Origin of the sequence: Pseudomonas helleri (assembly GCF_001043025.1) — a bacterium.
Taxonomy (GTDB): Bacteria; Pseudomonadota; Gammaproteobacteria; order Pseudomonadales; family Pseudomonadaceae; genus Aquipseudomonas; species Aquipseudomonas helleri.
In genome coordinates this window covers 369,294-392,185 of record NZ_JYLD01000004.1, presented here as the reverse complement: position 1 = coordinate 392,185, position 22,892 = coordinate 369,294, and the positions used below count along the sequence as shown (strand labels likewise).

The window sequence follows — 22,892 nt, the reverse complement described above, 5'->3', positions numbered from 1 at the left end:
ACGCGGCCCGTACGGCCATAGGGCTGGTCCTGGACAGCGCATCTGTCCAGGTGCCGGGCCCTGTGTTTTTGAGTGTGAATGTCATTCATTTAAATGCACAAAATTTAAATTTCCCCCTTGGCAGAGATTATCCGTAAGGTCTACTCTGCACCCAGACCAGCGAAGTATTCGACTGGTTCTGATCTTGTTCGCTACATGCTTATTCTCTCTGCTCCGGCACATCTGCTGGTGTGACGAGAGCGCTGAATGTCTATCCATTGCGAGGAGGACGTTTCATGAGCACAGCCCATCAAGAAGACCTCAGCAGCTTTGTGCTGCGCCGCATGAAAGAAGGCGGTTTTGATTTTGCACGTATCCATCCCATTGAGTTTTACGCAATCTTCCCGGATGAGGAGCGGGCGCGCAGAGCAGCAGGCAAATTTTGTGGTGAGTCCTTTAATGCCCAGATCAATGTGGGTGAGGACGGCGCCTGGCACCTTGAGTTAAGCAAGGTGATGCACGCAACTTATGGCGGTATCGGAGATTTTGAACAGAACTTCGAAGCGGTTGTAGCGCCGCTGGGTGGCATTGTTGAAGGCTGGGGCGTCAAGCAGGAGGTGCGTGGCCTGCTGAACTGACGTCAATTGTGGATGTAAAAACGGCTAGCCTTAGGGCTAGCCGTTTTGGTTTCTGTGGATTGAGATCGTTTAAGTGCCGAGGACTCGCACACAAAAGCGACACCTTAGCCGATGACCTTGGTCAGGTTCGGCAAAATCAACAGCAAAGTTGTAGCGAAGAGGATAAGCCCGGCTTGACGTATTTTCGTGTGTTTGAACATGGCGACCTGCCTTTTTTTGTTATTCCTGAATTGCATTGCTCCACGGTAAGGGCTCATATCCTTGGAAAGCGTCTTGCCCGTTGACAGGCTTAACCTTAGAGGCCGCATAACACGCGGCTTAGAACCTTTTCAAATCATCCAAGCGCAATAAGTTTTTAAAACGCTATTAGACAATTTGTGTATGCCCTGCGAGGCCGTTGCTAGACGCAATCGACCCCCTGATGTTTAAAATCATTAGTCACCTACCGTTCGTCCGGGAACTTATTTTGCCTGCACATTGCGAGCGGTGGGTGATTGTCCAAGGTTTCAGTACGCGCAGTACTTGCCATCAATTGCTGTTTCAGGGCAGGCTCTAGCGAGTTGTCGTCATTATTTTCGCCTTTATCGTGCCAGGTATTTTTATGTCGCTACGCATCTGCATTTTGGAAACGGACATCCTGCGTCCTGAATTTATTGATCACTACCAAGGCTACGGGCAGATGTTCAAGCGCCTGTTCTCCCAGCAGCCCATTCCTGCAGAGTTCACCATCTACAACGTGGTGAATGGCGAATACCCGTCGGATGATGAAGTGTTCGACGCCTACCTGGTGACCGGCAGCAAGGCCGACTCTTTTGGTACCGATCCCTGGATTCAAACCCTTAAAGAGTACCTGCTGACGCGTTATGAACGGGGTGACAAGCTGTTGGGTGTCTGCTTCGGCCACCAATTGCTGGCGCTATTGCTGGGTGGCAAGAGTGAGCGGGCGACCAAAGGCTGGGGCGTGGGCACCCATCAATACACACTGGCTGCCAAGGCACCGTGGATGAGCCCTGTGGTTGAAGACCTGACACTGTTGATCAGCCATCAGGATCAAGTTACCGCCTTGCCGGAAAACGCCACAGTAGTGGCCTCCAGTGAGTTTTGCCCGTTTGCGGCTTACCACATCAATGACCAAGTGCTGTGCTTCCAGGGCCACCCGGAGTTCATTCACGACTATTCCCGGGCCTTGCTCGACCTGCGCCAGGAGCATTTGGGCGAACAGGTTTACAACAAAGGCATCGCCAGCCTCGAACATGACCACCATGGCAAGACTGTTGCCGAGTGGATGATGCGTTTTGTGGCGAACAAACCTGAAGCTAAAGCGCTCTAACACCGCACTGTAGGAGCGAGCTCGCCTCGCGATCTTTTGATCTTCTAAAAGCTCGCGAGGCAAGCTCGCTCCTACAGTTTTTTGCGATCTCTACAACCAGCCCGAACGCTTGAAGCTTGTCCACAGCCCCGTCACGCCCACCGCAATAAACCCCAGTACGCCGAAATAGCCGTAATGCCAGGTCAGCTCCGGCATGTTCTGAAAGTTCATCCCGTAAATGCCCGCCACCGCCGTAGGGAACGCCAAGATGGCTGCCCAGGCGGCGAATTTGCGCTGCACGATGCTTTGCCGTGACGACTCCAGCAGCACCACGATTTCAATGGTTTGGCTGGCGATGTCACGCAGGGTGGTGAGGTCTTCCATCTGCCGGGTGACATGAATTTGCACATCGCGAAAATACGGACGCATGTTCTTGTCGATAAACGGGAAGTCGAGGCGCTGAAGCTCTTCGCTGACTTCAACCATGGGCGCCACATAGCGCCGCAATCGCAGCACATCACGGCGCAAATCATGAAGTTTGACGATATCGGCCTCATTTAGCGTATTGCCCATGATCGTGCGTTCCAACTGCTCGATCTCGGCGTGAATGGCTTCACTGACGGGCTGATAGCTCTCGGTCACAAAGTCCAGCAAGGCATACAGCACAAAGTCTTCGCCATGCTCCAACAGCAGCGGGCGGGCCTCGCAGCGTTGGCGCACAGAGCGGTATGAGGCGGAATGGCCATTGCGGCTGGTAATGATGTAACCATTGCCGGCAAAGATATGCGTTTCAACGAACTCTAATTTGCCTTCATGGCGAATCGGCGAGTACGTGACGATAAACAGTGCGTCGCCAAAGGTTTCGAGCTTTGGCCGGCTGTGTTGCTCCAAGGCGTCTTCGATGGCCAGTTCATGCAGATTGAACTGACGCTGCAAATTGCTCAGCTCTTGTGCGTTGGGCTGCTCCAGGCCGATCCAGACGAAGTGGCCGGGCTTTGCAGCCCAGTCGCTACCTTCATCCAGCGTAATATCGGTGACCTTTTTGCCTTCGCTGTACACCGCAGCAGCAACAACTCTCCCCATAGTTCTAATCGCTTCTTCATCAAAGGGTTATGGCACGAAGGTGCAGCTTAGCGTGCAATCAACCACTTTGACGTGACAAACGTTCAGACGTTCGGGTTAGACGCCGTTGTTTTGCGGGCGGGGAGTGCAGGCTGAGGCAGCTTATGCTGGGCCAGCAGCTCGCGATCCATGGCTTCGATGCAGGCGAGCATCTGCTCGCTGCACTGCTCCATCAGCCGTGGCAGGTCATCTTGGGTCAAACCCGCCGTAGGAATGGCAGGCAAAGAACGAATCAGAATATCGGCACTGTGCCAGCGGTTGAGCTTGAGGTGCTGGCTGTAGGTACTGACACACACCGGCACAATTGGCACCCCGGCAGTAATTGCCATCAGGAACGCGCCCTTTTTGAACGGCAGCAACGACTTGCCCAAGTTGCGCGTGCCTTCCGGGAAGACCCAGATCGACGTGTCTTTTTCCTGCAAGGTGCGTGTCGTGGTCAGCATTGATTTGCGTGCTTTTTGCGCGTTGCCACGGTCGATAAGCACATTGCCCGCCAACCAGAACAACTGGCCGAACAGCGGTACCCATTTGAGGCTCTTTTTACCAATGCACACCGTACGGCGCGGCACCACGTTGCCGAACACAAACAGATCGTAATTGGATTGATGATTGGCGATGACCACGCAGCTTTGTGGCTTGTCCATCAGCGGGCCGACTTCAGTCTTGAGCTTGTAGCCCAAAATCCATTTTGAAGGCCACGCATACAGCCGCGCGCACAGCCGGCTGTTATCAGGATTGAAAGGGCGGCACATGCCCAGCAGCACGCCGAGAACACCCGCAACCACAAAATGCACACTCATCAACACCATGCGAAACGAAAGTAGCATTTACAGGCTCATCAAAACAAAAGGTGGCGCAGTGTACGGACGTGCACTGTAAACGGCAATTACCCCGATACACGCAGGAGATTGCTGATGTTTAAGCATATGTTTCAACAAAGGCTGATAAGTGCCAGCCAGAGGTGCTGACGATACAAAGATGAGACGCGGGGGAGGGAGGCATCCCGACTGCTCAGTGCAATCGGGATATCGATCAAGCGATAAGGTCAGAGCGCGTGGTGTTGATCCAGCTCGATTGCCCTGTCGAGGGTTTCCAGGAGTTCTTTGCGCACTTTAAGTTTGGTGTTCTTGTGTGCCTTCATATTGATCTTCTTCAACTGGCGGGCCACTTCGAGCGCCGTGGCGTGCAGCTCTTCAGGCTTGACCACCTGGTCCAGGAAGCCGGCATCGACTGCGGAGATCGGGTTAAACATCTCACCGTTAATCACCGAACGATGGAAAGCCGACTTGCGCAAGCGGTCGCGGGCCAGCTCGATACCGGCGTGGTGCATGGTCATGCCGATTTGCACCTCGTTCAGGCCAATACTGAACGGGCCTTCTACGCCAACCCGGTAATCCACCGACAGCAGCAAGAATGCGCCTTTAGCCACCGCATGCCCCGGGCACGCAACCACCACCGGGAACGGGTGCGCCAACAAGCGACGTGCCAACGTCGAGCCCTGCCTGACCAACTCAATCGCCTGCTCAGGACCGGACGTCATCACCTTCAAGTCATAACCGCCCGACAGAATCCCCGGCTGGCCAGTGATAATCACCACTGCACGATCCAGCTCAGCCTGGTCCAGCGCCGCGTTAAAGGCAGTGATCACCTGCGGGGAAATAGCATTCACCTTGCCATTGCTCAGCGTCAGCGTCGCGATACCGTCTTCCAGGTGATAAGCAATCAAGTCACTCATGGCGCAATTCCTTGTATTTAAGTGAGTCAGACGTTACCCAGCCCCACGGCACAGGTAAAGCGCCGTGACTGACTGACCAGTCAGCCAAAAGCCCGGCACCTTCTATATAGACGCCAGCGTGCCTGAGCTTCAACGTGTTGGCGCTGCGGTGCCAAGGCTTGAAAATGGCAGAATCGCCGGGTCCGCTCATGCCAAAAAACCAGCAAAACCCGTAAGCGCATGAAAATTCTGAAAAAAACATTTGTCATATCGAAAGCTTTCGACTACATTAGCGCGCCTCGACAGACAGAACATGTTTGAAGAGATACGGTGAAGTGTCCGAGTGGCTTAAGGAGCACGCCTGGAAAGTGTGTATACAAGAAATTGTATCGAGAGTTCGAATCTCTCCTTCACCGCCACATTAAGTAAACACAGACCCCTGATTTTCGAAGAGAAAGTCGGGGGTTTGTGGTTTCTGGCGTCTGGAAAAAGGTTAAGGGATTAGCCGTGGGTGAAGGCGCTTTGCCTTGAGCTAAGCTGGATCGTTAATGATCGAGGTTTCCAAATGGACTGTCAGATTCGCTCCGCAACCCTGGACGATTCAGTTGCGATAAGCCGTGTCGTGATCGCCGCTCTGCGTGGCACAAATTCACAGGATTATTCGCCTGAGATCATTGCCCAGGTTGAGCGCAGCTTTGCCCCTGAAGCTGTCAGCGCATTACTCGACAAGCGCAAGGTTTTCGTAGCCTTGCTGGGCGAGACTATTGCTGGCACTGCAAGCCTCGACGGTAATGTAGTTAGAAGTGTTTTCGTTGATCCTGCCCACCAAGGTAAAGGTATCGGCCGATCGTTGATGGATGTCATTCACGCGACTGCTGTCAGCGCTGGTGTTGGCTCTTTACGAGTGCCATCGTCGATTACAGCGCAGAGCTTCTACGCGGCGTTGGGCTATCAAACGATCCGGGACGAATTTTATGGGGCTGAGCGCACCATCATTATGGAAAAGCCGCTTGCGGGTTAGTCCGTGGTGCTCATCCGCTTTTCCCGCAGCGTTAGGTAAACACGAACCGCTGTTTTTTCTGGGGCAAGTCTGGGGAGTGGGCGGGGAGGGTTTTAGTGTTTTTCAAGACTCTACGCACTGGGATTGTTAGTTAAGAATCCTAAGCTGGTTGATTCTATTTAAGACGTTCTTGTGCCTTGTCATAAGCAGCATCGTTTTCGCGTTTGTCCACGGCAACGACGAACACGACAATTTCTTGATCAATGACCTGATAGATCAGGCGGTAGCCCGCACTGCGCAGCTTGATTTTGTAGCAGTCGGGTAAATCGCGCAGGCGGTTGGCCTCTACGCGTGGGTTAATCAATATTTCAGCCAGCTTTTTTTTAAATTGCTGCCTGACCGTATCTCCGAGTTTTTGCCACTCTTTGAGTGCGCGCTGGTCAAACTCAAGGCTAAAGGTCATCCAGTGTCACTTTGACCCGTTTAGGGTCAGCCAAGCGTTCACGAACGGTGTTCAGGAGCGCTTCGTCTTCCTCGGTCATGAGCACCGGGCGAAAGGGCAATTGGCCGCGTTCTGCTACGTACTGCAAGGCCTGGCGCATCAGCTCTGAGGGGGTGACACCCAGGCGTTCAAGCTCTTGATAGGCGCGAGCTTTGAGATCATCGTCCACGCGTATGTTGATAGATGCCATGGGTTTGATTCCTGTAATGACGTTTGTCATTACGGTGGTGCTAGCGAGCTTATTTTGCAAGTGCCATTCGGCAGTAGAGCTTTTCACATTATTCAATTTGCCTCCCGTGACTAGATCAAATAGAGGTTGATCCGTCAGGTGAGCTTAGCTGCACACAATCAGCCGTTTCGTACGACGCTTCTCTTTCAATCTGGCGAAATATCTTGGGAATATCCGTTCACTTGTTCCAGTCAACCTGGCTTTTTTGATATTTAATCTTTCCAAGGCCGTAGCAGCCTTACCAATCATCTTGCCGCTCAGTCCTCTGATGAAGAATACGCAGAACCTGCACCTCGCTATTCATCAGCCGGTACGGCGCAATAAACGGGAATTTGCCCAGAATCAGCTCCCGAACATCGGGCGTCTGTGAAGGGCGCCCGAGGCCGGTGAACGTTTGCAGTTGCTCCAGTGTTTCGATGATCTGGCCAAGTACGGCATCCGCTGCAGCAGCGCCTAAGCGTGACTCGTAATATTCGTGAATCGAGTCAAGATCACTGCTCGCTTTGTCTGTCAGTGCGATGTTTGGCACGGTCCACCCACTTGGCTTTGATGGTGCTGAGATCGGTCAATTTGCCTGCGTCGGCGTCGGCTATGCCTTCGGCAATGGCTTTGATGTGCCAAGACTCGGCCTCAATGTAACGGGCCAACGCACGTTTGAGGTGGTACTGGCGGTCGCGATCAGTGGCTTGTGAAAGCTGGTCAAGTTGTTCGACCAATCCTTCTTCAACACGGAATGACAACACAGGCGATGCCATGATTGGCTCCTAAGTTCAAATGTATACACCGTATACGAATTCCAGAACTGTAAACCCTGAGCAATCGTTAGAACAGTAGCGTGTGTTGACTTCAGACGAACGCAACGCTGTTTCACGGTTAGCGTACAGGCTCAAAATCAGCCGTTTCGTACGACGCTTCCCTTTCAATCCGGTGAAACATCCTAGAAACTTCCATTCGCTTGTGCCTGTGCAGTTCGGGGAATAGTCTCGGCCCATCGCTGAAAATCAGCGGTCGGGTTTAGTAGCCCGTGTTCCCCCAGGCGCAAGGCGCCACCTCCGCGAGGCGCTTTTTTTCGGCCAGCGTTTTATGGTGGCCGTGCGCAGGGCGCCCTTGTGGCGCGCCGGGTTCCTGGGGCACCGGTCTACTAACCTGCGTACGGCTGCCACCCATTCGTTTAGTAGCGATAAGTGACAGCTCCTTAAGAGACCCTGGGAGTTGTATCAATGAAAAAGCTAGTCCCTGATCCACCCATAACCCTGCAAGATGCTGCTCAGTGCGATGCATTGTCGTTAGACCGTGCCGCCACGGATCGCGCCCTCGATTACTACCTGCACAACCATAAGCCTCCACGGCACGTGGATCAGGCCACGTATGCCATCCCGGACAGCGTCAATTTAGAAGCGGCTTTGGCCCAAGCGTCAGACTTGTTGCGCTGCGCGGGTGCTTCGGCGAGTGAGGCGGGGAATGGCTTGAGCGGGCACCCGCGCCATCTGGTGTTGTCGGTCATGCATTTGGTGGAGCTGGCCAAAGCGTACGTCGACAAATCGCTGGACGGTTTAACGACGCACTAAGCAGCACGCGCCTGAGTGCAGCAGGCGCGTCACTTCTGTTGTTGCGGTCTTTTGTATGCCCTTGGCAGATCACTTTTAAATCCGGCTCTGTTATCTCCAGGAATTGGCTCCGAATGTACTGCACCTTGGTTTTGTTGGTGTGTGCCGATGAAAGGCAGGTTGTGAGTTAGGTTTAGTCCGGTTAGTGGACTAGAATAACTGCATTAGCCAATCAACTGGGAGGGAGCAGTATGCAGACCCATAACATCCATGCAGCGAAAACGCATTTCTCGCAGCTTGTCGAAGCAGCGGCGGGGGGGGAAACAATCATTATCGCCAAGGCAGGTAAGCCCGTGGCCAAGCTGGTTCCTATTACCGCCCCTAAGCGTCGCGGCATGCTGGCGGGGGTGACATTCAATACCGCAGCGTCAGACGCCATGGATGCTGAAATTGCAGATATGTTTGAGGGTAAGGCATGAGGTTATTGCTCGATACTCACATTCTGGTATGGGCCGCCACCGATGACGTCAAATTATCCAAAGCGGCGGCTCAACTTATAGACGATGAGGCCAATACCTTGTATTTCAGCGCCGCCAGTATTTGGGAACTGACCATTAAAGGTGCCGAGCGTACCGGTGTTATCCCAGCGGTACTACGCAAGGTGCTCCTGGATGCGGGTTACCTTGAGTTGGCTATCACGTCCGAGCATGGGTTGACCGTAGGCGCTCTGCCGAATGTTCATCGAGATCCGTTTGACCGCATCTTGGTAGCTCAAGCACTGGCTGAAGGTATTAGCCTGGTAACACATGACAGCGCTATGCATGCTTACCCGCACACCATCATTGTTTGAACCTTTGAGGGAGCTGAAAACACCTCCCGTCGCGTCACTTCCCCTGACCTTTAAGCTCAAAACATCACGACGCCAGCTCGCGCTACAGAATGGCGGCTTGGCAGGCATTTGGGAAAAGGGCGGGACTTCCGGCTGAAAAATCGGATAATGGCGCCCATATTTTTTAGCCCGTTATTCTGGTAATTCCCTCATGGAAATTAAGGTCAACTTTCTCGACAACCTTCGACTTGAAGCCAAGTTCGATGATTTCACGGTGGTGGCCGATCAACCTATCCGCTATAAGGGCGATGGTTCGGCGCCGGGTCCATTCGATTATTTTCTGGCGTCGTCGGCGCTGTGCGCGGCTTATTTTGTGAAGCTGTACTGCCAGACGCGCAATATTCCTACCGAGAATATTCGTCTGTCGCAGAACAATATTGTTGACCCGGAAAACCGCTACAACCAGATTTTCAAGATTCAGGTCGAGTTGCCCGCCGATATTTCCGAGAAGGATCGCCAAGGCATTTTGCGCTCCATCGACCGCTGCACGGTGAAGAAGGTGGTGCAGGCCGGGCCTGAGTTTGTGATTGAAGAGGTCGAAAACCTCGACGCCGATGCTCAGGCGTTGTTGATGCCAGCGTCCAGCTCCGCAGCTTGCGGTGGCACGTTTATCGCGGGCAAGGACCTGCCGCTGGAGCAGACCATCGCCAATATGTCGGGCATTTTGGCCGACTTGGGCATGAAGATCGAAATCGCGTCGTGGCGCAATATCGTGCCGAATGTCTGGTCGCTGCATATCCGCGATGCGCAATCGCCGATGTGTTTCACCAACGGCAAGGGCGCGACCAAAGAGGGCGCGTTGGCCTCGGCGCTGGGCGAGTTTATCGAGCGTCTTAACTGCAACTTCTTCTACAACGATCAGTTCTGGGGCGAAGAGATCGCCAATGCGCCGTTTGTGCATTACCCGGAAGAGCGCTGGTTCAAGCCGGGGCGCAAAGATGAGCTGCCCGCTGAAATCCTCGACGGCTACTGCCGCAAAATCTACAACCGCGATGGCGAGTTACGCGGTTCACACCTGATCGACACCAACTCCGGCAATGAAGAGCGCGGCATTTGCTCACTGCCGTTTGTACGTCAGTCGGACGGCGAGGTGGTGTATTTCCCCTCCAACCTGATCGAAAACCTCTACCTCAGCAACGGCATGAGTGCCGGTAACACCCTGGCTGAAGCGCAAGTGCAGTGCTTGTCGGAGATTTTCGAGCGGGCCGTCAAACGCGAAATCATTGAAGGCGAGTTCGCGCTCCCGGATGTACCGGCCGAGGTGCTGGCGCAATATCCGGGCATTCTGGCGGGCATTCAGGCGCTGGAAGAGCAGGGCTTTCCGGTATTGGTGAAGGATGCGTCGTTGGGCGGTGAGTTCCCGGTAATGTGCGTAACCCTGATGAACCCGCGCACCGGTGGTGTGTTCGCCTCGTTTGGCGCTCACCCAAGCCTTGAAGTGGCACTGGAACGCAGCCTCACCGAGCTGCTGCAAGGCCGCAGTTTTGAAGGCCTCAACGATTTGCCGCAGCCTACCTTTGCGGGCCACGCGGTGACCGAGCCGAACAACTTCGTCGAGCACTTTATTGACTCCAGCGGTGTGGTGTCGTGGCGTTTCTTCAGTGCCAAGGCGGAGTACGAATTTGTCGAGTGGGACTTCACCAGCCAGGGCGAAAACGCCAATGCTGACGAGGCCGCGACCTTGTTCGGGATTCTCGAAGGCATGGGCAAAGAAGTGTACATGGCGGTCTACGAGCACCTCGGCGCCAAGGCGTGCCGCATTCTGGTGCCGGATTACTCCGAGATTTACCCGGTGGATGACCTGATCTGGGACAACACCAACAAGGCGCTGTTCTTCCGCGAAGACATCCTCAACCTGCACAGTCTGGATGAGGCGGCGCTCAAAGATCTGGTTGAGCGTCTGGTGGAAAGTGAGCTGGACGATTACACCGATATCACTACCTTGATCGGCATAGAGTTCGACGACAACACCGCGTGGGGCCAACTGACCATTCTGGAGTTGAAACTGCTGATCTACCTCGCCTTGCAGCAACATGAAGAGGCGAAAGAGGCGGTCGAAATGTTCTTGCAGTACAACGACAACACCGTCGAGCGTGGCTTGTTCTACCAAGCCGTGAATGCGGTGCTGGAGATGTACCTGGACGAAGACTTGGAGCTGGAAGACTACGAAGTCAACTTCCGGCGCATGTTCGGCAACGAGCGCATGGACGCCGCCATCGGCTCGGCTGACGGCAGCGTGCGCTTCTATGGTCTGACCCCGACCAGCATGAAGCTGGAAGGTCTGGACCGGCACTTACGCCTGATCGACAGCTACAAAAAACTGCACGCCGCCCGGGCCAAGGCAGCCGGCATTTCGCTGTAACCCCGACTGTAGGAGCGAGCTTGCCTCGCGATCTTTTGATCTTTAAAAGATCGCTCGCTCCTACACATTCTTACCCTCTTTCATCCCCCGCCTTCCTTCCTGTACTCCATAGCCAGCAGGCTATGACCTAAACGCATACCCCCATGACTTTTAATGGTTACAGCCTGCGCCTGCGCCAGTGCTAAAAATTGCAGCAACAGCTCAACCACAACAAAAAAGAGCGCTGCAACCATGACGGATTCCCTTCTCGCCAGCCCTGCGCTGCGCTCTTTGACTGTCCCTGTTCGCCTTGCCTGTCGTCCGACCGGCCTGCACGACTGATCCCAACAATAACGCATCGTCCAAAGAGTAATGACCCATGAAAGCACTCGACCTGTACATCGGTGAAGGTTTCGAAGGCCCTGGCGTGAACGCCGCGCACATCAACATTTTGATCGGGCCGCGCAACGGCCCGGCGGGTCAGGCCTTCGCCAACAGCCTGGCGTCGCCAAGCCAAGGGCATTGCCCGTTCATGGTGATTGCGCAACCCAACATCCCGGTCAAGCCTATGACCCTGTACGTCAACAAAGCCGAGATCAGCAGCGACCTGCATGGCAACGCGACGTGGGGCGCGTCCCAGGCCGGTATCGCCAAGGCGGTTCTCGAAGCGCTGCTGGACGGCACCTTGCCACCGGAAGCCGAAGACGAGTGGGCCATCGTCACCGCCAACTGGGTCAACCCGGCGTGTGATGACCTGGATGCGGTGTACCTGAACAACTACAACGCTTGCCGCACGGCGATTCGTGCAGCGCTGACCGGCCTGCCGTACACCTCGCAACTGGCGGACGTGGTCGAGCACATTTCCAACCCTTTCTACACGCCAAAAGCCTGAGGTCTGCGCCATGCAATACATTCGTTTGGGCAACTCCGGCCTTGAAGTCTCCCGCCTGTGCCTGGGCACCATGAACATGGGCACCCCGGACTGGAAGCCGTGGATTTTCGATGAAAAGCAAAGCGAGCCGATTGTCGCGCACGCGCTGGATAACGGGGTCAACTTCATCGATCTGGCAGACTTCTACTCGGCTGGCGTCGGTGAAGAAGTGGTCGGCCGTATCGTCAAGCGCCTGGCCCGTCGCGAAGACCTGGTCATCACCACCAAGGTGGGTTACGGCACCCGCACCGGGATCAATGCCAGCGGCCATTCGCGCAAGCACATCATGGACAGCATCGACGCCTCCCTTAAGCGTCTGAACATGGATTACGTCGACGTGTTCATGCTGCATTACTTCGATGTGAACACCCCGGTTGAAGAAACCATGAGCGCCATGAACGACATCGTGCGCTCCGGCAAAGCCCGCTACATCGGCGTCTCGACCATGCTCACCGGGCAGTTGGCGAAGATCCTCATGGCCTGCGAGCGCAATGGTTGGGTCAAACCGATCAATATGCAGCTGCAATTGAACTGCGCCTATCGCGAAGAAGAGCGCGAGATGATCCCGTTTTGCCGCGATCAGGGCCTTGGCGTCTCGGTGTTCAGTCCGTTGGCCCGCGGCCTGTTGACCGGCGATGCGCAATCGACGCGCAACCAGACCGACTTCTTTACCCAGCAGATGTACAGCGACGAGGCGTCTTGGCAAATCGCCCATTCGGTGCAGCGTGTAGCGCGTGCCCGGGGTGTGTCCAATGCCCAAATCGCCCAGGCGTGGGTCGCCAACCATCCGGGTGTCGATTGCATGCTAGTGGGGGCCGACACCACGGCGCAGTTCGACAGCGCCCTGGCTGCACTCGAAACCCAGCTCGATGCCGATGAACTGTACGAACTGGAGCGCAATTACACCCCGTGCGACGTGATCAATGATTACACCGCCGGTAAACGCATCCTGCGCTCGGCTCGCCCGGCCCACGAACGTTTCACCCTGACGGAGGCGGTGGCATGAGCGCGCTGATCCGTCACGGCAATTTCATCGATGGCCAATGGTCCAGTGGTGGCCCGACTTACCCGGTGTTCAACCCGGCCACGGGCGATTTGGTCGCCAACGTGCAAAAGGCGGGCGCTGAAGAAACCGAACTGGCGATTGATGCGGCCAATCGTGCCTTGCCGGCCTGGCGCAAGCTGACCGCCAAAGAGCGCAGCCAGCGTCTCAAGCGCTGGGGCGAACTGATGTTGAGCAACCAGAAGGACCTGGCCACTCTGCTCAGCCGCGAACAAGGCAAGCCGCTGGCTGAGGCCATGGGCGAAGTGGTGTATGCCGCAAGCTTTCTGGAGTGGTTTGCCGAAGAAGCCAAGCGCGCGTATGGCGATGTGATCCCGAGCCACAAGGCGGATGCGCGGATCATAGTGGTCAAGGAAGCCATTGGTGTGGTGGCGGCCATCACACCATGGAATTTCCCGCTGGCGATGGTCACCCGCAAGGTCGGCCCGGCGCTGGCAGCCGGTTGCACCATGATCCTCAAGCCGTCGGAAGAAACCCCGCTGTCTGCCTTTGCCCTGGCCGTACTGGCTGAACAGGCCGGGATCCCGGCCGGTGTGTTCAACATCGTTTCAGGGGACGCCGTGGCCATCGGCGGGGCGCTGCAAGCGTCCAGCATTGTGCGCAAACTGTCGTTCACCGGTTCCACCCGCACCGGCAAACTGCTGATGCGCCAAGCGGCAGACACGCTGAAAAAAGTCTCGCTGGAACTGGGCGGCAATGCGCCGTTTATCGTGTTTGACGATGCCGATCTGGACGCAGCCGTCAAAGGCGCCATGGCCTCCAAGTTCCGTAACACCGGGCAGACGTGCGTCTGCGTTAACCGCTTCTTTATTCAAGACGGCGTGTACGACGCCTTCACCGCCAAGTTGGCCGAAGCCGTTGCGGCCATGCGCGTGGGCGATGCCTTGCAAGGTGACACTGAGCAAGGCCCGCTGATCAATGCGGCGGCGTTGGCCAAAGTCGAGGCCCATGTCGGTGATGCGGTCGAGAAGGGCGCCAAGGTGTTGTGCGGCGGCCGTCGCCACGCCCTCGGCGGGACCTTTTTTGAACCGACCATTCTGACGGAGGCCAGCAACGACATGCTGATCGCCCAGGAAGAAACCTTCGGCCCCGTGGCGGCGTGCTTTCGCTTCAAGGATGAAGCCCAAGTGCTGGCGCTGGCCAACGACACACCGTTCGGGCTCTCGGCTTACTTCTACAGCCGTGACATTGGCCGGGTGTGGCGCATGGCCGAAGGGCTGGAAGCCGGTATGGTCGGGATCAATGAAGGGATTATCTCTACCGAAGTCGCACCGTTTGGCGGCATCAAGGAGTCGGGCCTGGGCCGTGAAGGGTCCAAATACGGCCTGGATGATTACCTGGAACTGAAGTACCTGTTGATGGGCGGTCTTTGAGCCCGGCACTACCTCTGTAGGAATGAGCTTGCTCGCGAAGGCGATCTGTCGTTTTCACGAGTAAGCCGGCTCCCACACAAGCCATTCAAAGAAAAGCTAGAGCAATCGGTTTCTCCGTCAATAAAAAAAATTGGAGACGAACATGTCCGCTCAACCTGTAAAAATCGACGACCTGCCCATCGGGCGCTTTCACCTTAAAATCGCCGGGCTGACCTTTGGCGCCCACTTCACAGACGGCTACATCCTGGGTTTGATTGGCATCGCCTTTACCCTGATCAGCCCACAAATGCATCTGGATGCGTTCTGGCAGGGGTTGATCGGTGCTTCAGCGCTGATCGGGCTGTTTCTCGGCAGCCTGTTCTTTGGCTGGATTTCCGACAAGGTCGGTCGGCAAAAGATTTTCCTGGTCAGCTTTGTGCTGATCACCGTGGCTTCGGTCATGCAGTTCTACGCCGAAACGGCGATGGGGCTGTTTTTGTGTCGGGTCTTGATCGGCATCGGCTTGGGCGGTGACTTCAGTGTGGGCCACGCCATGCTGGCCGAGTTTGCCCCCAAAAAACATCGTGGCGTGATGCTCGGTTCGTTCAGCGTGATCTGGACCTTTGGCTACGTGGCGGCCACCTTTGTGGGCACCGCCATGCTCGGTTTGGGCGATGACGCCTGGCGCTGGATGCTGGCGTCCTCTGCGATCCCGGCGGGTTTGATTCTGATTGCCCGCATCGGCACCCCAGAGTCGCCGCGCTGGCTGGTCAACCAGGGGCGCATTGCCGAGGCGCGGGCCATCGTTAAAAAGCATCTGGGCGACAACGTCGAACTGGATGAAGTCCCGTCCGGCGAAACCCGCTCGGGCTATGCCGTGCTGTTCAGCCGCGAATACCGCAAGCGCACCGCGTTCAACTGCCTATTCTTCGTGTGCATCGTGATGCCGTACTTTGCGATCTACACCTTCCTGCCGTCCATCCTCAAAACCATGGGCCTGGCTGAAGGCTTTGGCACTGAACTGATGCTCAACCTGCTGCTGATCGTCGGCGCATTGATCGGCATCTGGTGCACGGTGAAATTCTCGCGCCGGGGCTTCTTGATCAACTCGTTCATCATTTTGGCGGTGGCGTTGTTGATTCTCGCGATCCTGCCCAGCAGCGCCGCGTTCTTGATGGTGTTGGCGTTTGGCATCTTCACCCTGGTGCTGTCTGCGGTGAGTAACCTGGTGGGCGTGTTCCCGGCCGAAAGCTTCCCGACCGAAGTGCGCGCCAGCGGTATTGGCCTGGCGACTGCGGTCAGTCGCTTGGGCTCGGCGGTGAGTACCTTCCTGTTGCCGGTGAGCGTGGTGGGGATTGGCATGAGCCCGACCATTGGCATCCTGGCGGCGATTCTGGCGTTTGGTGCGCTGATCTCATGGGCATGGGCCCCCGAGACCAAATCCCTGACCCTGAGCCAAGCGTGCAAGGCCCACAGCCCTGTGCAAGAAAGCGCGCCAGTGGCAGTTAAAGTGGTGGCGACGGTCTAGTACAAGCCGTAGGAGCGAGCTTGCCTCGCGATCTTTTAACGAATCAAAAGATCGCGAGGCAAGCTCGCTCCTACACGTGTCAGGCATCCCTGTTTTAAGGGTTACTCACCAACCCCAGCCATTCAGTAAACAGCCGCACTTTCGACAACCCTTGTTTGTCGTGCGCCACGTTCAGCCAATAGCCATACGGGCCGATGACCTCCACGGGGGTGATCGGCAGCAGGCTGGCGTTGGCCAGTTCTTTTTCGATCATCTGGCGGTCGATCACAGCCAGTCCGCCCCCGGCAACTGCGGTGTGGATCACTTGGTCCAGCGTGCTGAACTCCAGCCCGCGGGCCGCATCGACGTCGTCACGGCCCATGGCGGCCAGCCAGTTTTCCCAGACCTTCAAGCGTTTGCCATCGTGCAGGATGTGCAGCAAGGGCAGGGTGCGCACATCGGGCGGCTGGCCGTTGACGAACAGTTCCGGGCTGGCGACGGCAATGTGGCGCTCCATGACCAGTAACTGGCTGCTGCAATGGCTGTCCGCTTCCAGGCCCCAATGGATGATGCAGTCCACTTCCCCCAGGCTGTCGTGAGCGCTGGTGTTGGTCACGCTCAAGCTGATGTCCGGGTAACGTTCGCAGAACGCGCGCAAGTGCGCCGACAACCAGCGCGTGCCCCAAGTGGGCGGCACGACAATACGCAGGCGCTGGCGCAGGTTTGGCACGCGCACGGCCTGCAAGGCGCGCTCCATGTGATCGAACGCCTCGGCCAACTGCGGCGACAACCTCACGCCGGTTTCGGTCAGCGACAACCCTTGTGGCGTGCGCACGAAAAGCGCCACACCCAAGTAGTCTTCAAGCTGTTTGATTTGTCGGCTGACAGCCCCTTGGGTGACGTTAAGGCTTAACGCCGCCTGGCTGAAACTGCGATGCCGCGCGACTTCTTCAAAGACGCGCAGCGTGTTGAGCGACGGCAATTGGCGCATGACGCTTTGCTCCGCACCGGCCTTCTACGCCAGAAGGGTAGGGCGGGCTTATTGTTATGTAGGAGGTTTCTTGCTTCTGTGGCGGATTGTAGCCGTTGTCACGGGCGGCGATAAGCGGCCCCACTCGTCAGAAAATCACATCTCATCTAAACCTTTGCCGTCATGGGCCTTCAGATTCTGTGCAGGACATAAACCTGCCTTTTACTGGAGGACGCAATGAAACCCCTGATGGCCCCTAAACGCTTTATGGCTGGATGTGCCCTGGCCTACGCCCTGTTTGTGATCGGCAGTGCGGTCGCTGCAAGCCCGGCAGATTTTGTCGACGAATCGTCTGCGGCAGGCATTGCGGCGATTGAAACCAGCCGCATGGCGATCAGTAAGTCGTCTTCAACCGACGTCGGCAGTTACGCGGTGGAGGTGATCAAGGACTACACCGATGCCAATCGCGATTTAAAAGACATCGCGCAAAAGCAGGGCTTAAAGGTCGCTGATCAAGAAGAAATCCTCAGCAAAGCCAAAAAACTGATGTTGCAAGTGCAGGAAGGCGATTCCTTTGATGCCGCCTATGCGGCCAATCAGGTCAAGGCCAGCGAGGATGCGATCGAGCTGTATAAACAGCAGATTGATGACCCTGCCTCACCCGAGCTTCAGGCCTTTGCCGAGAAGTACCTGCCCAAGCTGCAAATGCACCTGGACATGGCCAAAAGGCTGGTCTCGGCGCACCACAAAGGTGATGGCGCAGTATTGCCGGAGTGACAGCGTTAATGGCGTAGCGGTGGGTTTGGCACCGCTACGTCAGCTCAGGTCAGACAGCGATGTCGTTGAAACCGCAGTACTCTTCCCAGCTCATCTCAAGGGCTTCGGCCACTTCCTGATGCACTTCAAGGCGCATGGCTTTGAGTTCTTCGGGGCTGCGGGCGATCAGTTGCAGCGCCAGTTCCCAGGCCTCAAGGCCACGGCTTTCGGCTTCGTCTTCAAAGGCCCATAAAATTTGCTGCTGGCGGTCCTCGGCGCTCAGCTCTTTCATTTCTTCCAGCAGATGCGGGTGCGCCTTGATGAAGGTATCCAGGGCCAGTTCGTTACGGGATTCTTTTGGGATCATATGGCGTCTCGGATCATTAGGACGGTCTGCGGGGCAGACCGTCGTCAGGGCGTTTTTCGCATGCTAGCGACTTCACCCCCTGATGAAAAGTGCCATTAGCCCACAGGTTGCAGCTTGCTTTCGCGCTGCAACATAAAGCCCCAGATGGCCAACGCCAGGGTCGAGATCACGGCGCCGACCACCACAATGCCGTCCCAGCCATACACCGGATAGGTTTGTGCGCCGATCAACGAGCCCAATGCACCGCCAATGAAGTAGCAGGTGATGTAACCGGCGTTCAGTCGATTCCGGGCCGCAGGGCGCACCTGGAACACCGCGTTCTGATTGCTCACGTGCACCAGTTGCACGGCAAAATCCAGCGCCAGCACGCCAATCAGCAGGGCGATCAGCGAGTGACCGGCAAACGCCATCGGCAGCCAGCAGGCCAGCAGTACCAGCAGGCCCACGGTGGTCGCCATTTGCCCGCGGCCACGGTCGGCCATGCGCCCGGCCCAGTTGGCCGCCACGGCACCCACTGCGCCTGCCAGGCCAAACAGACCAATCACGCCATCAGAGTAGTTGTAAGGCGGTACGGCCAGCAGAAACGCCAGCGGAGTCCAGAACAAGGCGAACAGCGAGAAGGTCAGCAGGCCGAGCACTGAACGCAGGCGCAGCACGGGTTCTTCGACAAACAGCTTGAACACCGACCCCAGCAGTTTCGGGTAGCTCAGGCCTGCGCTGTGGTGGTGGTTGGGCAAGGCGAAAAACAGCGAAATGGCGCTGATAAACATCAAGCCTGCGGCCAGCAGGTAAATACTGCGCCAGTCACCGGCCGAAGACAGCGCCCCGGCCACGGTGCGGGCCAACAGAATGCCCAGCAGCAAGCCGCTCATCAGCGTGCCGACTACACGGCCACGGCTTTGCGGGTCGGTGAGGCTGGCGGCCATCGGTACCAGCACTTGCGCCGACACCGAAAACATCCCGGTGACCGCCGTGCCAATCAGCAGCCAGGTCAATGACGGCGCAAAAGCGCTGAGCAACAGGCCGGCCGCACTGAGCACGGTCATGGTGACGATCAGGCGGCGCTGTTCAAACAGGTCGCCCAGCGGCACCAGCAAAAACAGGCCCGCGCCGTAACTCAATTGCGCCGTGATCACCACGGTGCCGGCGCTTTCCATGCTCAGGCCGAGCTCTTGGGCGATGGTGTGCAGCAGCGGTTGGGCGTAGTAGTTGCTGGCGACCGCAAGGCCGGTGGCAACCGCCATCAGGAGGATCAGGGCAGTGCTTAAAGGTTTAGTGGCAGCAGGTGATTCGGACATTGACTGTCTCTTTGATAAGAGTGGAATGGCGTGAAGTATCCGGAATGCCTGCGCGAGATGTCACTGAATATGTCGAGAATTTTGATTTTTAAACGACAAAGCCCCGCGTCATGACAACGCGGGGCTTTGGTAACCGTGCTAGCGCTGGATCAGTTGCGACGACCCAGCAGCAGGCCGACCACCAGGCCGACACCGGCCGAGATCGCTACGGTTTGCCATGGGTGGCCACCGATATAGTTTTCGGTGGCATCGACCACCGGCTTGCTGCGCTCACGCACGTTGCTGACCGAGTCCAGGGCTTGCTTGAGCTTGAGGCCAACCTGTGCACGCAGGGTTTCGCCTTCTTCGCCTACCAGCGACGCGCTGTCCTTGAGCAGCTTGTCAGATTCGGCGATCAATTCTTGAAGCTCGCTGAATGCTTGATCCTTGATTTGATCTTCAGCGGCTTGTACGGCATTTTTTCGAGCCATTGCGGTACTCCTTGCAGGTGAATGGGGTGATGACTAATGGAGTCAACCCAATGCTAAAAAGTTGCATCGATTTTTCAACGCATTGTGAAACCGAGGTGTGAGCGTAGTAAAAATCCAGGCTGAGACACTTCTTTTGAGGGTGTAAGATGTCGCCTAATTTACGCAGCAGGAAAATCTCATGAGCTTCAACCTCGCCAATAAGTCACTCGCTGAGCGTGCTGCGCTTGAGGATGAAAAGTCCCGTCTGTACGAACTGTGGCAAAGCAACCTGGGCAAAGCCAAAGGCGATGCAGCCCGCCTGTTTGGCGAGCGCGCCAAACGCAAGGGCAAATGGGCAGAATGGGTGCGTTCGGAGCTGGACGCCATGTCGCCGCCCGAATACGCCAACATGGTGCGCAGTGAAGTCAACCGCCTGATGGCCGCCAAGTAATACGCATGCGCTAATCAACCTCGCAGACAATAAACCCCTGTGCTGCACCGCCGACCTTGATCTGCACTTCATCGTCCACCTGCTTGCCGATCAAGGCCGCGCCCAGCGGTGCACGCGGGGTGATCACGGTCACGCTCTGGCCGTCATGGGCAAGCTTGAGCCCGGCCGCGTCCGGGGCCAGGAACAGCCACTGTTCACTGCCGTTGTCAGCTTCCAGCTTGACCAGCGCGCCCAACTGAACCCCGTGAGCGGGATCAAACGGCGCCAGGGTCATGGCCTGGCAGTGTTTCAATGCCTGACGGATTTCCTCAACCCGGCGCGCCTGGCCGGTGGCCAGGTACGAGGCTTCAAGGCCGAGGGTGTCGTATTTGTTTTCGGCGATGTTTTCTTCGTGGGTCGCGGCTTCATAAGCGGTTTGCGCCGCCCGCTGGAGCACGTCGAGGTCGATGGCGAGTTTTTCCAGCATCTGCTGGTACACGGCGGTTTTGTTCATAAAGGTGGCTTGAAGGGAAACGAGCGGCGATTGTCGCCTTGGCCCAAGCCTTCTGTACACGCTGATTTGCGCAGACAATCAGCCCTTTAACTGGTGGAGCCCGGAATGAAAGCCTCCTGGGATATTTTTTGCAGTGTGGTCGATAACTACGGCGATATTGGTGTGACCTGGCGTTTGGCCCGGCAACTGGTGGCCGAGCATCAGGTGCCGGTGCGGCTGTGGGTTGATGATCTGCAAGCCTTTGTGCCGCTGTGCCCTGAGGCCGATGCCAGCGCTGCCCAGCAGTGGCAGCAGGGCGTTGACGTGCGTCTGTGGCCCAAGGACTGGCAACCGGTAGAGGCCGCCGATGTGGTGATCGAAGCCTTCGCCTGCACCTTGCCCGACGACTATCTACAGGCCATAAAAGCCCGGCAAACCCCGGTGCTGTGGCTCAACCTCGAATATTTAAGTGCTGAAGACTGGGTCAGCGGTTGCCACGGTCTGGCGTCCCTGCGGCCGGATGGCCTGAAGCGCACGTTCTTCTTTCCGGGCTTTGAAGCCGGGACGGGCGGCTTGCTGCGCGAAGCTGACTTGCTGGCCCGACGCCGCGCTTTTGAGCAAGACCCGCACGCCAAACAGGCTTTCTTGCACAGCCTGGGCGTTGTGGCGGCGGACAATGCCCGCCTGATCTCCCTGTTTGCCTACGAAAACAGCGGGCTGGCCAGTTGGCTGAACGCCATGGCGTCGGGGGCTACGGCCATTCACCTGCTTGTGCCGCAAGGGCGGATTATGGGCGACCTGCTGCGTTGGCTTGAAATCGACGCGCTGGCGCTGGGGCGTGTGGAGCAGCGCGGGTCATTGACCGTGCAGGCGTTGCCGTTCGTCCGACAGCAAGATTACGACCGCCTGTTATGGAGCTGTGATTTCAACGCGGTGCGCGGCGAAGACTCGTTTGTCCGCGCGCAATGGGCAGGGCGCCCGCTGCTGTGGCACATCTACGAGCAGGAAGAAGACGCGCACTGGGTCAAACTCAATGCGTTTCTGGCGCTGTACATCAAAGGCCTGTCGCCCGCTGCCGCTCAAGCCTTTACCGGCCTGTGGCATGCCTGGAATGCCGGCTCAGACATGGCGCCGAGCTGGAATGGCGTGCAGGAACACTGGTCAGAAATCACCGAACACGCCGAGAAATGGTGTCTGGAGCAGTCATTGCAGGCTGATCTTGCGCAAGCGCTAGTACTGTTTTATAGAAATTGGATATGATACGCGGCCTAGATTTTTGTAAATCTCAATCCAAATTCGGATACTCGTAATGAAAACTGGTAAAGAGCTTAAACCCGGTACAGTGATTCGTATCGACAACGACCCTTGGCTGGTTCAGAAAGCTGAGTTCACCAAGTCTGGTCGTAACAGCGCAATCATGAAGACCAAGCTGAAGAACCTGCTGACTGGTTACAAGACTGAAACCGTATACAGCGCTGACGACAAGCTGGATGACGTGATCCTGGATCGCAAAGAAGCGACCCTGTCCTTCATCAGCGGCGACACCTACACGTTCATGGACACCACTGACTACACCATGTACGAGCTGAACGCTGAAGACATCGAAGCCGTTCTGCCATTCGTTGAAGAAGGCATGACCGACGTTTGCGAAGCCGTATTCTTCGAAGAGCGTCTGGTTTCCGTAGAGCTGCCGACCACTATCGTGCGTCAGGTTGACTACACCGAAGGCTCCGCTCGCGGTGACACTTCGGGCAAGGTGATGAAGCCTGCCAAACTGAAAAACGGCACCGAGCTGAGCGTTGCTGACTTTATCGAAATCGGCGACATGATCGAGATCGATACCCGTGAAGGTGGTTCCTACAAGGGCCGCGCCAAGTAATTCTGGCGTAAACCGCACGATAAAAAACCCGACTTCAACGTCGGGTTTTTTTATTCATGAAATTACGCTTAAGGTGCGGTTTTAAGCTTTGCCCCCTGTCAGTGACTGGTTAGCATGGCCGCTCTGA

At 56.5% G+C, this 22,892-nt stretch carries 29 protein-coding genes and 1 tRNA gene; 16 read left to right on the top strand and 14 right to left on the bottom strand.

The window, feature by feature from the left end:
• Positions 1-275 precede the first annotated feature (275 nt).
• Together TU84_RS09420 and TU84_RS09415 are read left to right on the top strand one after the other, a co-directional pair.
• A complete protein-coding gene (locus TU84_RS09420) occupies positions 276-617 on the top strand; it encodes a ribonuclease E inhibitor RraB (protein WP_048368773.1) in 342 nt (113 codons plus the stop codon).
• Positions 618-1,218: 601 nt separating this feature from the next.
• Entirely contained in the window at positions 1,219-1,947 is a 729-nt protein-coding gene (locus tag TU84_RS09415) for an amidotransferase (protein ID WP_048368772.1), read from the top strand.
• 90 nt (positions 1,948-2,037) lie between these two features.
• Here TU84_RS09415 and TU84_RS09410 read toward each other — a convergent pair whose 3' ends face one another.
• The 4 genes from TU84_RS09410 to TU84_RS26035 all read right to left on the bottom strand — a co-directional run bounded on the left by TU84_RS09410 (position 2,038) and on the right by TU84_RS26035 (position 4,973).
• Positions 2,038-3,009: a magnesium and cobalt transport protein CorA gene (locus TU84_RS09410; protein ID WP_048368771.1), complete on the bottom strand. Its 972-nt coding sequence runs from the start codon at positions 3,007-3,009 to the stop codon at positions 2,038-2,040.
• Positions 3,010-3,092: 83 nt separating this feature from the next.
• Complete coding sequence (locus TU84_RS09405) at positions 3,093-3,875, bottom strand: lysophospholipid acyltransferase family protein (protein WP_048368770.1); 783 nt, start codon at positions 3,873-3,875, stop codon at positions 3,093-3,095.
• 218 nt (positions 3,876-4,093) lie between these two features.
• Positions 4,094-4,783, bottom strand: a complete 690-nt coding sequence (locus tag TU84_RS09400; protein WP_048368769.1) for a crotonase/enoyl-CoA hydratase family protein — start codon at positions 4,781-4,783, stop codon at positions 4,094-4,096.
• The gene (locus TU84_RS26035) at positions 4,776-4,973 is read right to left on the bottom strand and encodes a hypothetical protein (protein ID WP_157403793.1); all 198 of its coding nucleotides are present in this window, start codon (positions 4,971-4,973) and stop codon (positions 4,776-4,778) included. Before TU84_RS26035 ends, TU84_RS09400 begins: the two co-directional genes overlap by 8 nt.
• 118 nt (positions 4,974-5,091) lie before the next feature.
• Here TU84_RS26035 and TU84_RS09395 point away from each other — a divergent pair.
• Positions 5,092-5,181 (top strand) — tRNA-Ser (locus tag TU84_RS09395).
• Positions 5,182-5,327: 146 nt separating this feature from the next.
• Complete coding sequence (locus tag TU84_RS09390; RefSeq protein ID WP_048368768.1) at positions 5,328-5,783, top strand: GNAT family N-acetyltransferase; 456 nt, start codon at positions 5,328-5,330, stop codon at positions 5,781-5,783.
• A gap of 154 nt (positions 5,784-5,937) precedes the next feature.
• On the opposite strand, the gene TU84_RS09385 is transcribed toward TU84_RS09390, so the two are convergent.
• The 4 genes from TU84_RS09385 to TU84_RS09375 form a co-directional block, all read right to left on the bottom strand.
• On the bottom strand, positions 5,938-6,225 hold the full coding sequence (locus tag TU84_RS09385; RefSeq protein WP_048368767.1) for a type II toxin-antitoxin system RelE family toxin: 288 nt from the start codon (positions 6,223-6,225) through the stop codon (positions 5,938-5,940).
• Entirely contained in the window at positions 6,215-6,454 is a 240-nt protein-coding gene (locus tag TU84_RS09380) for a type II toxin-antitoxin system RelB/DinJ family antitoxin (protein ID WP_048368766.1), read from the bottom strand. Before TU84_RS09380 ends, TU84_RS09385 begins: the two co-directional genes overlap by 11 nt.
• Before the next feature lie 277 nt (positions 6,455-6,731).
• Entirely contained in the window at positions 6,732-7,022 is a 291-nt protein-coding gene (locus TU84_RS25505; protein ID WP_082148654.1) for a type II toxin-antitoxin system RelE/ParE family toxin, read from the bottom strand.
• Complete coding sequence (locus tag TU84_RS09375; protein ID WP_048368765.1) at positions 6,985-7,248, bottom strand: CopG family ribbon-helix-helix protein; 264 nt, start codon at positions 7,246-7,248, stop codon at positions 6,985-6,987. Before TU84_RS09375 ends, TU84_RS25505 begins: the two co-directional genes overlap by 38 nt.
• A gap of 465 nt (positions 7,249-7,713) precedes the next feature.
• On the opposite strand from TU84_RS09375, the gene TU84_RS09370 reads away from it, so the two are divergent.
• From TU84_RS09370 to TU84_RS09355, 4 genes are all read left to right on the top strand, one after another.
• A complete protein-coding gene (locus TU84_RS09370; RefSeq protein WP_048368764.1) occupies positions 7,714-8,061 on the top strand; it encodes a DUF6124 family protein in 348 nt (115 codons plus the stop codon).
• Positions 8,062-8,291: 230 nt separating this feature from the next.
• The gene (locus TU84_RS09365) at positions 8,292-8,519 is read left to right on the top strand and encodes a type II toxin-antitoxin system Phd/YefM family antitoxin (RefSeq protein WP_048368763.1); all 228 of its coding nucleotides are present in this window, start codon (positions 8,292-8,294) and stop codon (positions 8,517-8,519) included.
• Positions 8,516-8,890 (top strand): type II toxin-antitoxin system VapC family toxin, encoded by a 375-nt coding sequence (locus TU84_RS09360; RefSeq protein ID WP_048368762.1) that lies wholly within the window; start codon positions 8,516-8,518, stop codon positions 8,888-8,890. The genes TU84_RS09365 and TU84_RS09360 overlap by 4 nt, the downstream gene beginning before the upstream one ends.
• 190 nt (positions 8,891-9,080) lie before the next feature.
• Positions 9,081-11,291, top strand: coding sequence for an OsmC domain/YcaO domain-containing protein (locus TU84_RS09355; RefSeq protein ID WP_048368761.1), 2,211 nt, complete (start codon positions 9,081-9,083; stop codon positions 11,289-11,291).
• Positions 11,292-11,371: 80 nt separating this feature from the next.
• On the opposite strand, the gene TU84_RS26030 is transcribed toward TU84_RS09355, so the two are convergent.
• Positions 11,372-11,524: a hypothetical protein gene (locus TU84_RS26030; protein ID WP_153432905.1), complete on the bottom strand. Its 153-nt coding sequence runs from the start codon at positions 11,522-11,524 to the stop codon at positions 11,372-11,374.
• A gap of 125 nt (positions 11,525-11,649) precedes the next feature.
• On the opposite strand from TU84_RS26030, the gene fae reads away from it, so the two are divergent.
• The 4 genes from fae to TU84_RS09335 all read left to right on the top strand — a co-directional run bounded on the left by fae (position 11,650) and on the right by TU84_RS09335 (position 16,144).
• Positions 11,650-12,162, top strand: a complete 513-nt coding sequence (gene fae / locus TU84_RS09350) for a formaldehyde-activating enzyme (protein WP_048368760.1) — start codon at positions 11,650-11,652, stop codon at positions 12,160-12,162.
• A 10-nt stretch (positions 12,163-12,172) separates the two neighbouring features.
• Positions 12,173-13,207 carry an aldo/keto reductase gene (locus tag TU84_RS09345; RefSeq protein ID WP_048368759.1) on the top strand — a complete coding sequence of 345 codons (1,035 nt, stop codon included), beginning with the start codon at positions 12,173-12,175 and terminating at the stop codon, positions 13,205-13,207.
• Positions 13,204-14,637 carry an NAD-dependent succinate-semialdehyde dehydrogenase gene (locus TU84_RS09340; RefSeq protein WP_048368758.1) on the top strand — a complete coding sequence of 478 codons (1,434 nt, stop codon included), beginning with the start codon at positions 13,204-13,206 and terminating at the stop codon, positions 14,635-14,637. Before TU84_RS09345 ends, TU84_RS09340 begins: the two co-directional genes overlap by 4 nt.
• Before the next feature lie 142 nt (positions 14,638-14,779).
• Complete coding sequence (locus TU84_RS09335) at positions 14,780-16,144, top strand: MFS transporter (RefSeq protein ID WP_048368757.1); 1,365 nt, start codon at positions 14,780-14,782, stop codon at positions 16,142-16,144.
• A 94-nt stretch (positions 16,145-16,238) separates the two neighbouring features.
• Here TU84_RS09335 and TU84_RS09330 read toward each other — a convergent pair whose 3' ends face one another.
• Positions 16,239-17,114 carry a LysR substrate-binding domain-containing protein gene (locus TU84_RS09330; protein ID WP_048368756.1) on the bottom strand — a complete coding sequence of 292 codons (876 nt, stop codon included), beginning with the start codon at positions 17,112-17,114 and terminating at the stop codon, positions 16,239-16,241.
• A 216-nt stretch (positions 17,115-17,330) separates the two neighbouring features.
• On the opposite strand from TU84_RS09330, the gene TU84_RS09325 reads away from it, so the two are divergent.
• Positions 17,331-17,870 (top strand): DUF4142 domain-containing protein, encoded by a 540-nt coding sequence (locus TU84_RS09325; protein WP_048368755.1) that lies wholly within the window; start codon positions 17,331-17,333, stop codon positions 17,868-17,870.
• Between the two features lie 49 nt (positions 17,871-17,919).
• Here the strand turns inward: TU84_RS09325 and TU84_RS09320 are convergent, their stop codons facing one another.
• The 3 genes from TU84_RS09320 to TU84_RS09310 form a co-directional block, all read right to left on the bottom strand.
• On the bottom strand, positions 17,920-18,216 hold the full coding sequence (locus TU84_RS09320; RefSeq protein WP_048368754.1) for a DUF6388 family protein: 297 nt from the start codon (positions 18,214-18,216) through the stop codon (positions 17,920-17,922).
• Between the two features lie 95 nt (positions 18,217-18,311).
• Positions 18,312-19,514: an MFS transporter gene (locus TU84_RS09315; RefSeq protein ID WP_048368753.1), complete on the bottom strand. Its 1,203-nt coding sequence runs from the start codon at positions 19,512-19,514 to the stop codon at positions 18,312-18,314.
• A gap of 149 nt (positions 19,515-19,663) precedes the next feature.
• The gene (locus tag TU84_RS09310) at positions 19,664-19,984 is read right to left on the bottom strand and encodes a DUF883 family protein (RefSeq protein WP_048368752.1); all 321 of its coding nucleotides are present in this window, start codon (positions 19,982-19,984) and stop codon (positions 19,664-19,666) included.
• Positions 19,985-20,162: 178 nt separating this feature from the next.
• Here TU84_RS09310 and TU84_RS09305 point away from each other — a divergent pair, with 178 nt between their 5' ends.
• Positions 20,163-20,414, top strand: a complete 252-nt coding sequence (locus tag TU84_RS09305; protein ID WP_048368751.1) for a hypothetical protein — start codon at positions 20,163-20,165, stop codon at positions 20,412-20,414.
• A 10-nt stretch (positions 20,415-20,424) separates the two neighbouring features.
• On the opposite strand, the gene TU84_RS09300 is transcribed toward TU84_RS09305, so the two are convergent.
• Entirely contained in the window at positions 20,425-20,907 is a 483-nt protein-coding gene (locus tag TU84_RS09300) for a GreA/GreB family elongation factor (RefSeq protein WP_048368750.1), read from the bottom strand.
• A gap of 105 nt (positions 20,908-21,012) precedes the next feature.
• Between TU84_RS09300 and earP the strand changes: the two genes are divergently transcribed.
• Entirely contained in the window at positions 21,013-22,146 is a 1,134-nt protein-coding gene (gene earP, locus TU84_RS09295) for an elongation factor P maturation arginine rhamnosyltransferase EarP (RefSeq protein WP_048368749.1), read from the top strand.
• Positions 22,147-22,195: 49 nt separating this feature from the next.
• Positions 22,196-22,765 (top strand): elongation factor P, encoded by a 570-nt coding sequence (locus tag TU84_RS09290; RefSeq protein ID WP_048368748.1) that lies wholly within the window; start codon positions 22,196-22,198, stop codon positions 22,763-22,765.
• Positions 22,766-22,892: the final 127 nt, after the last annotated feature.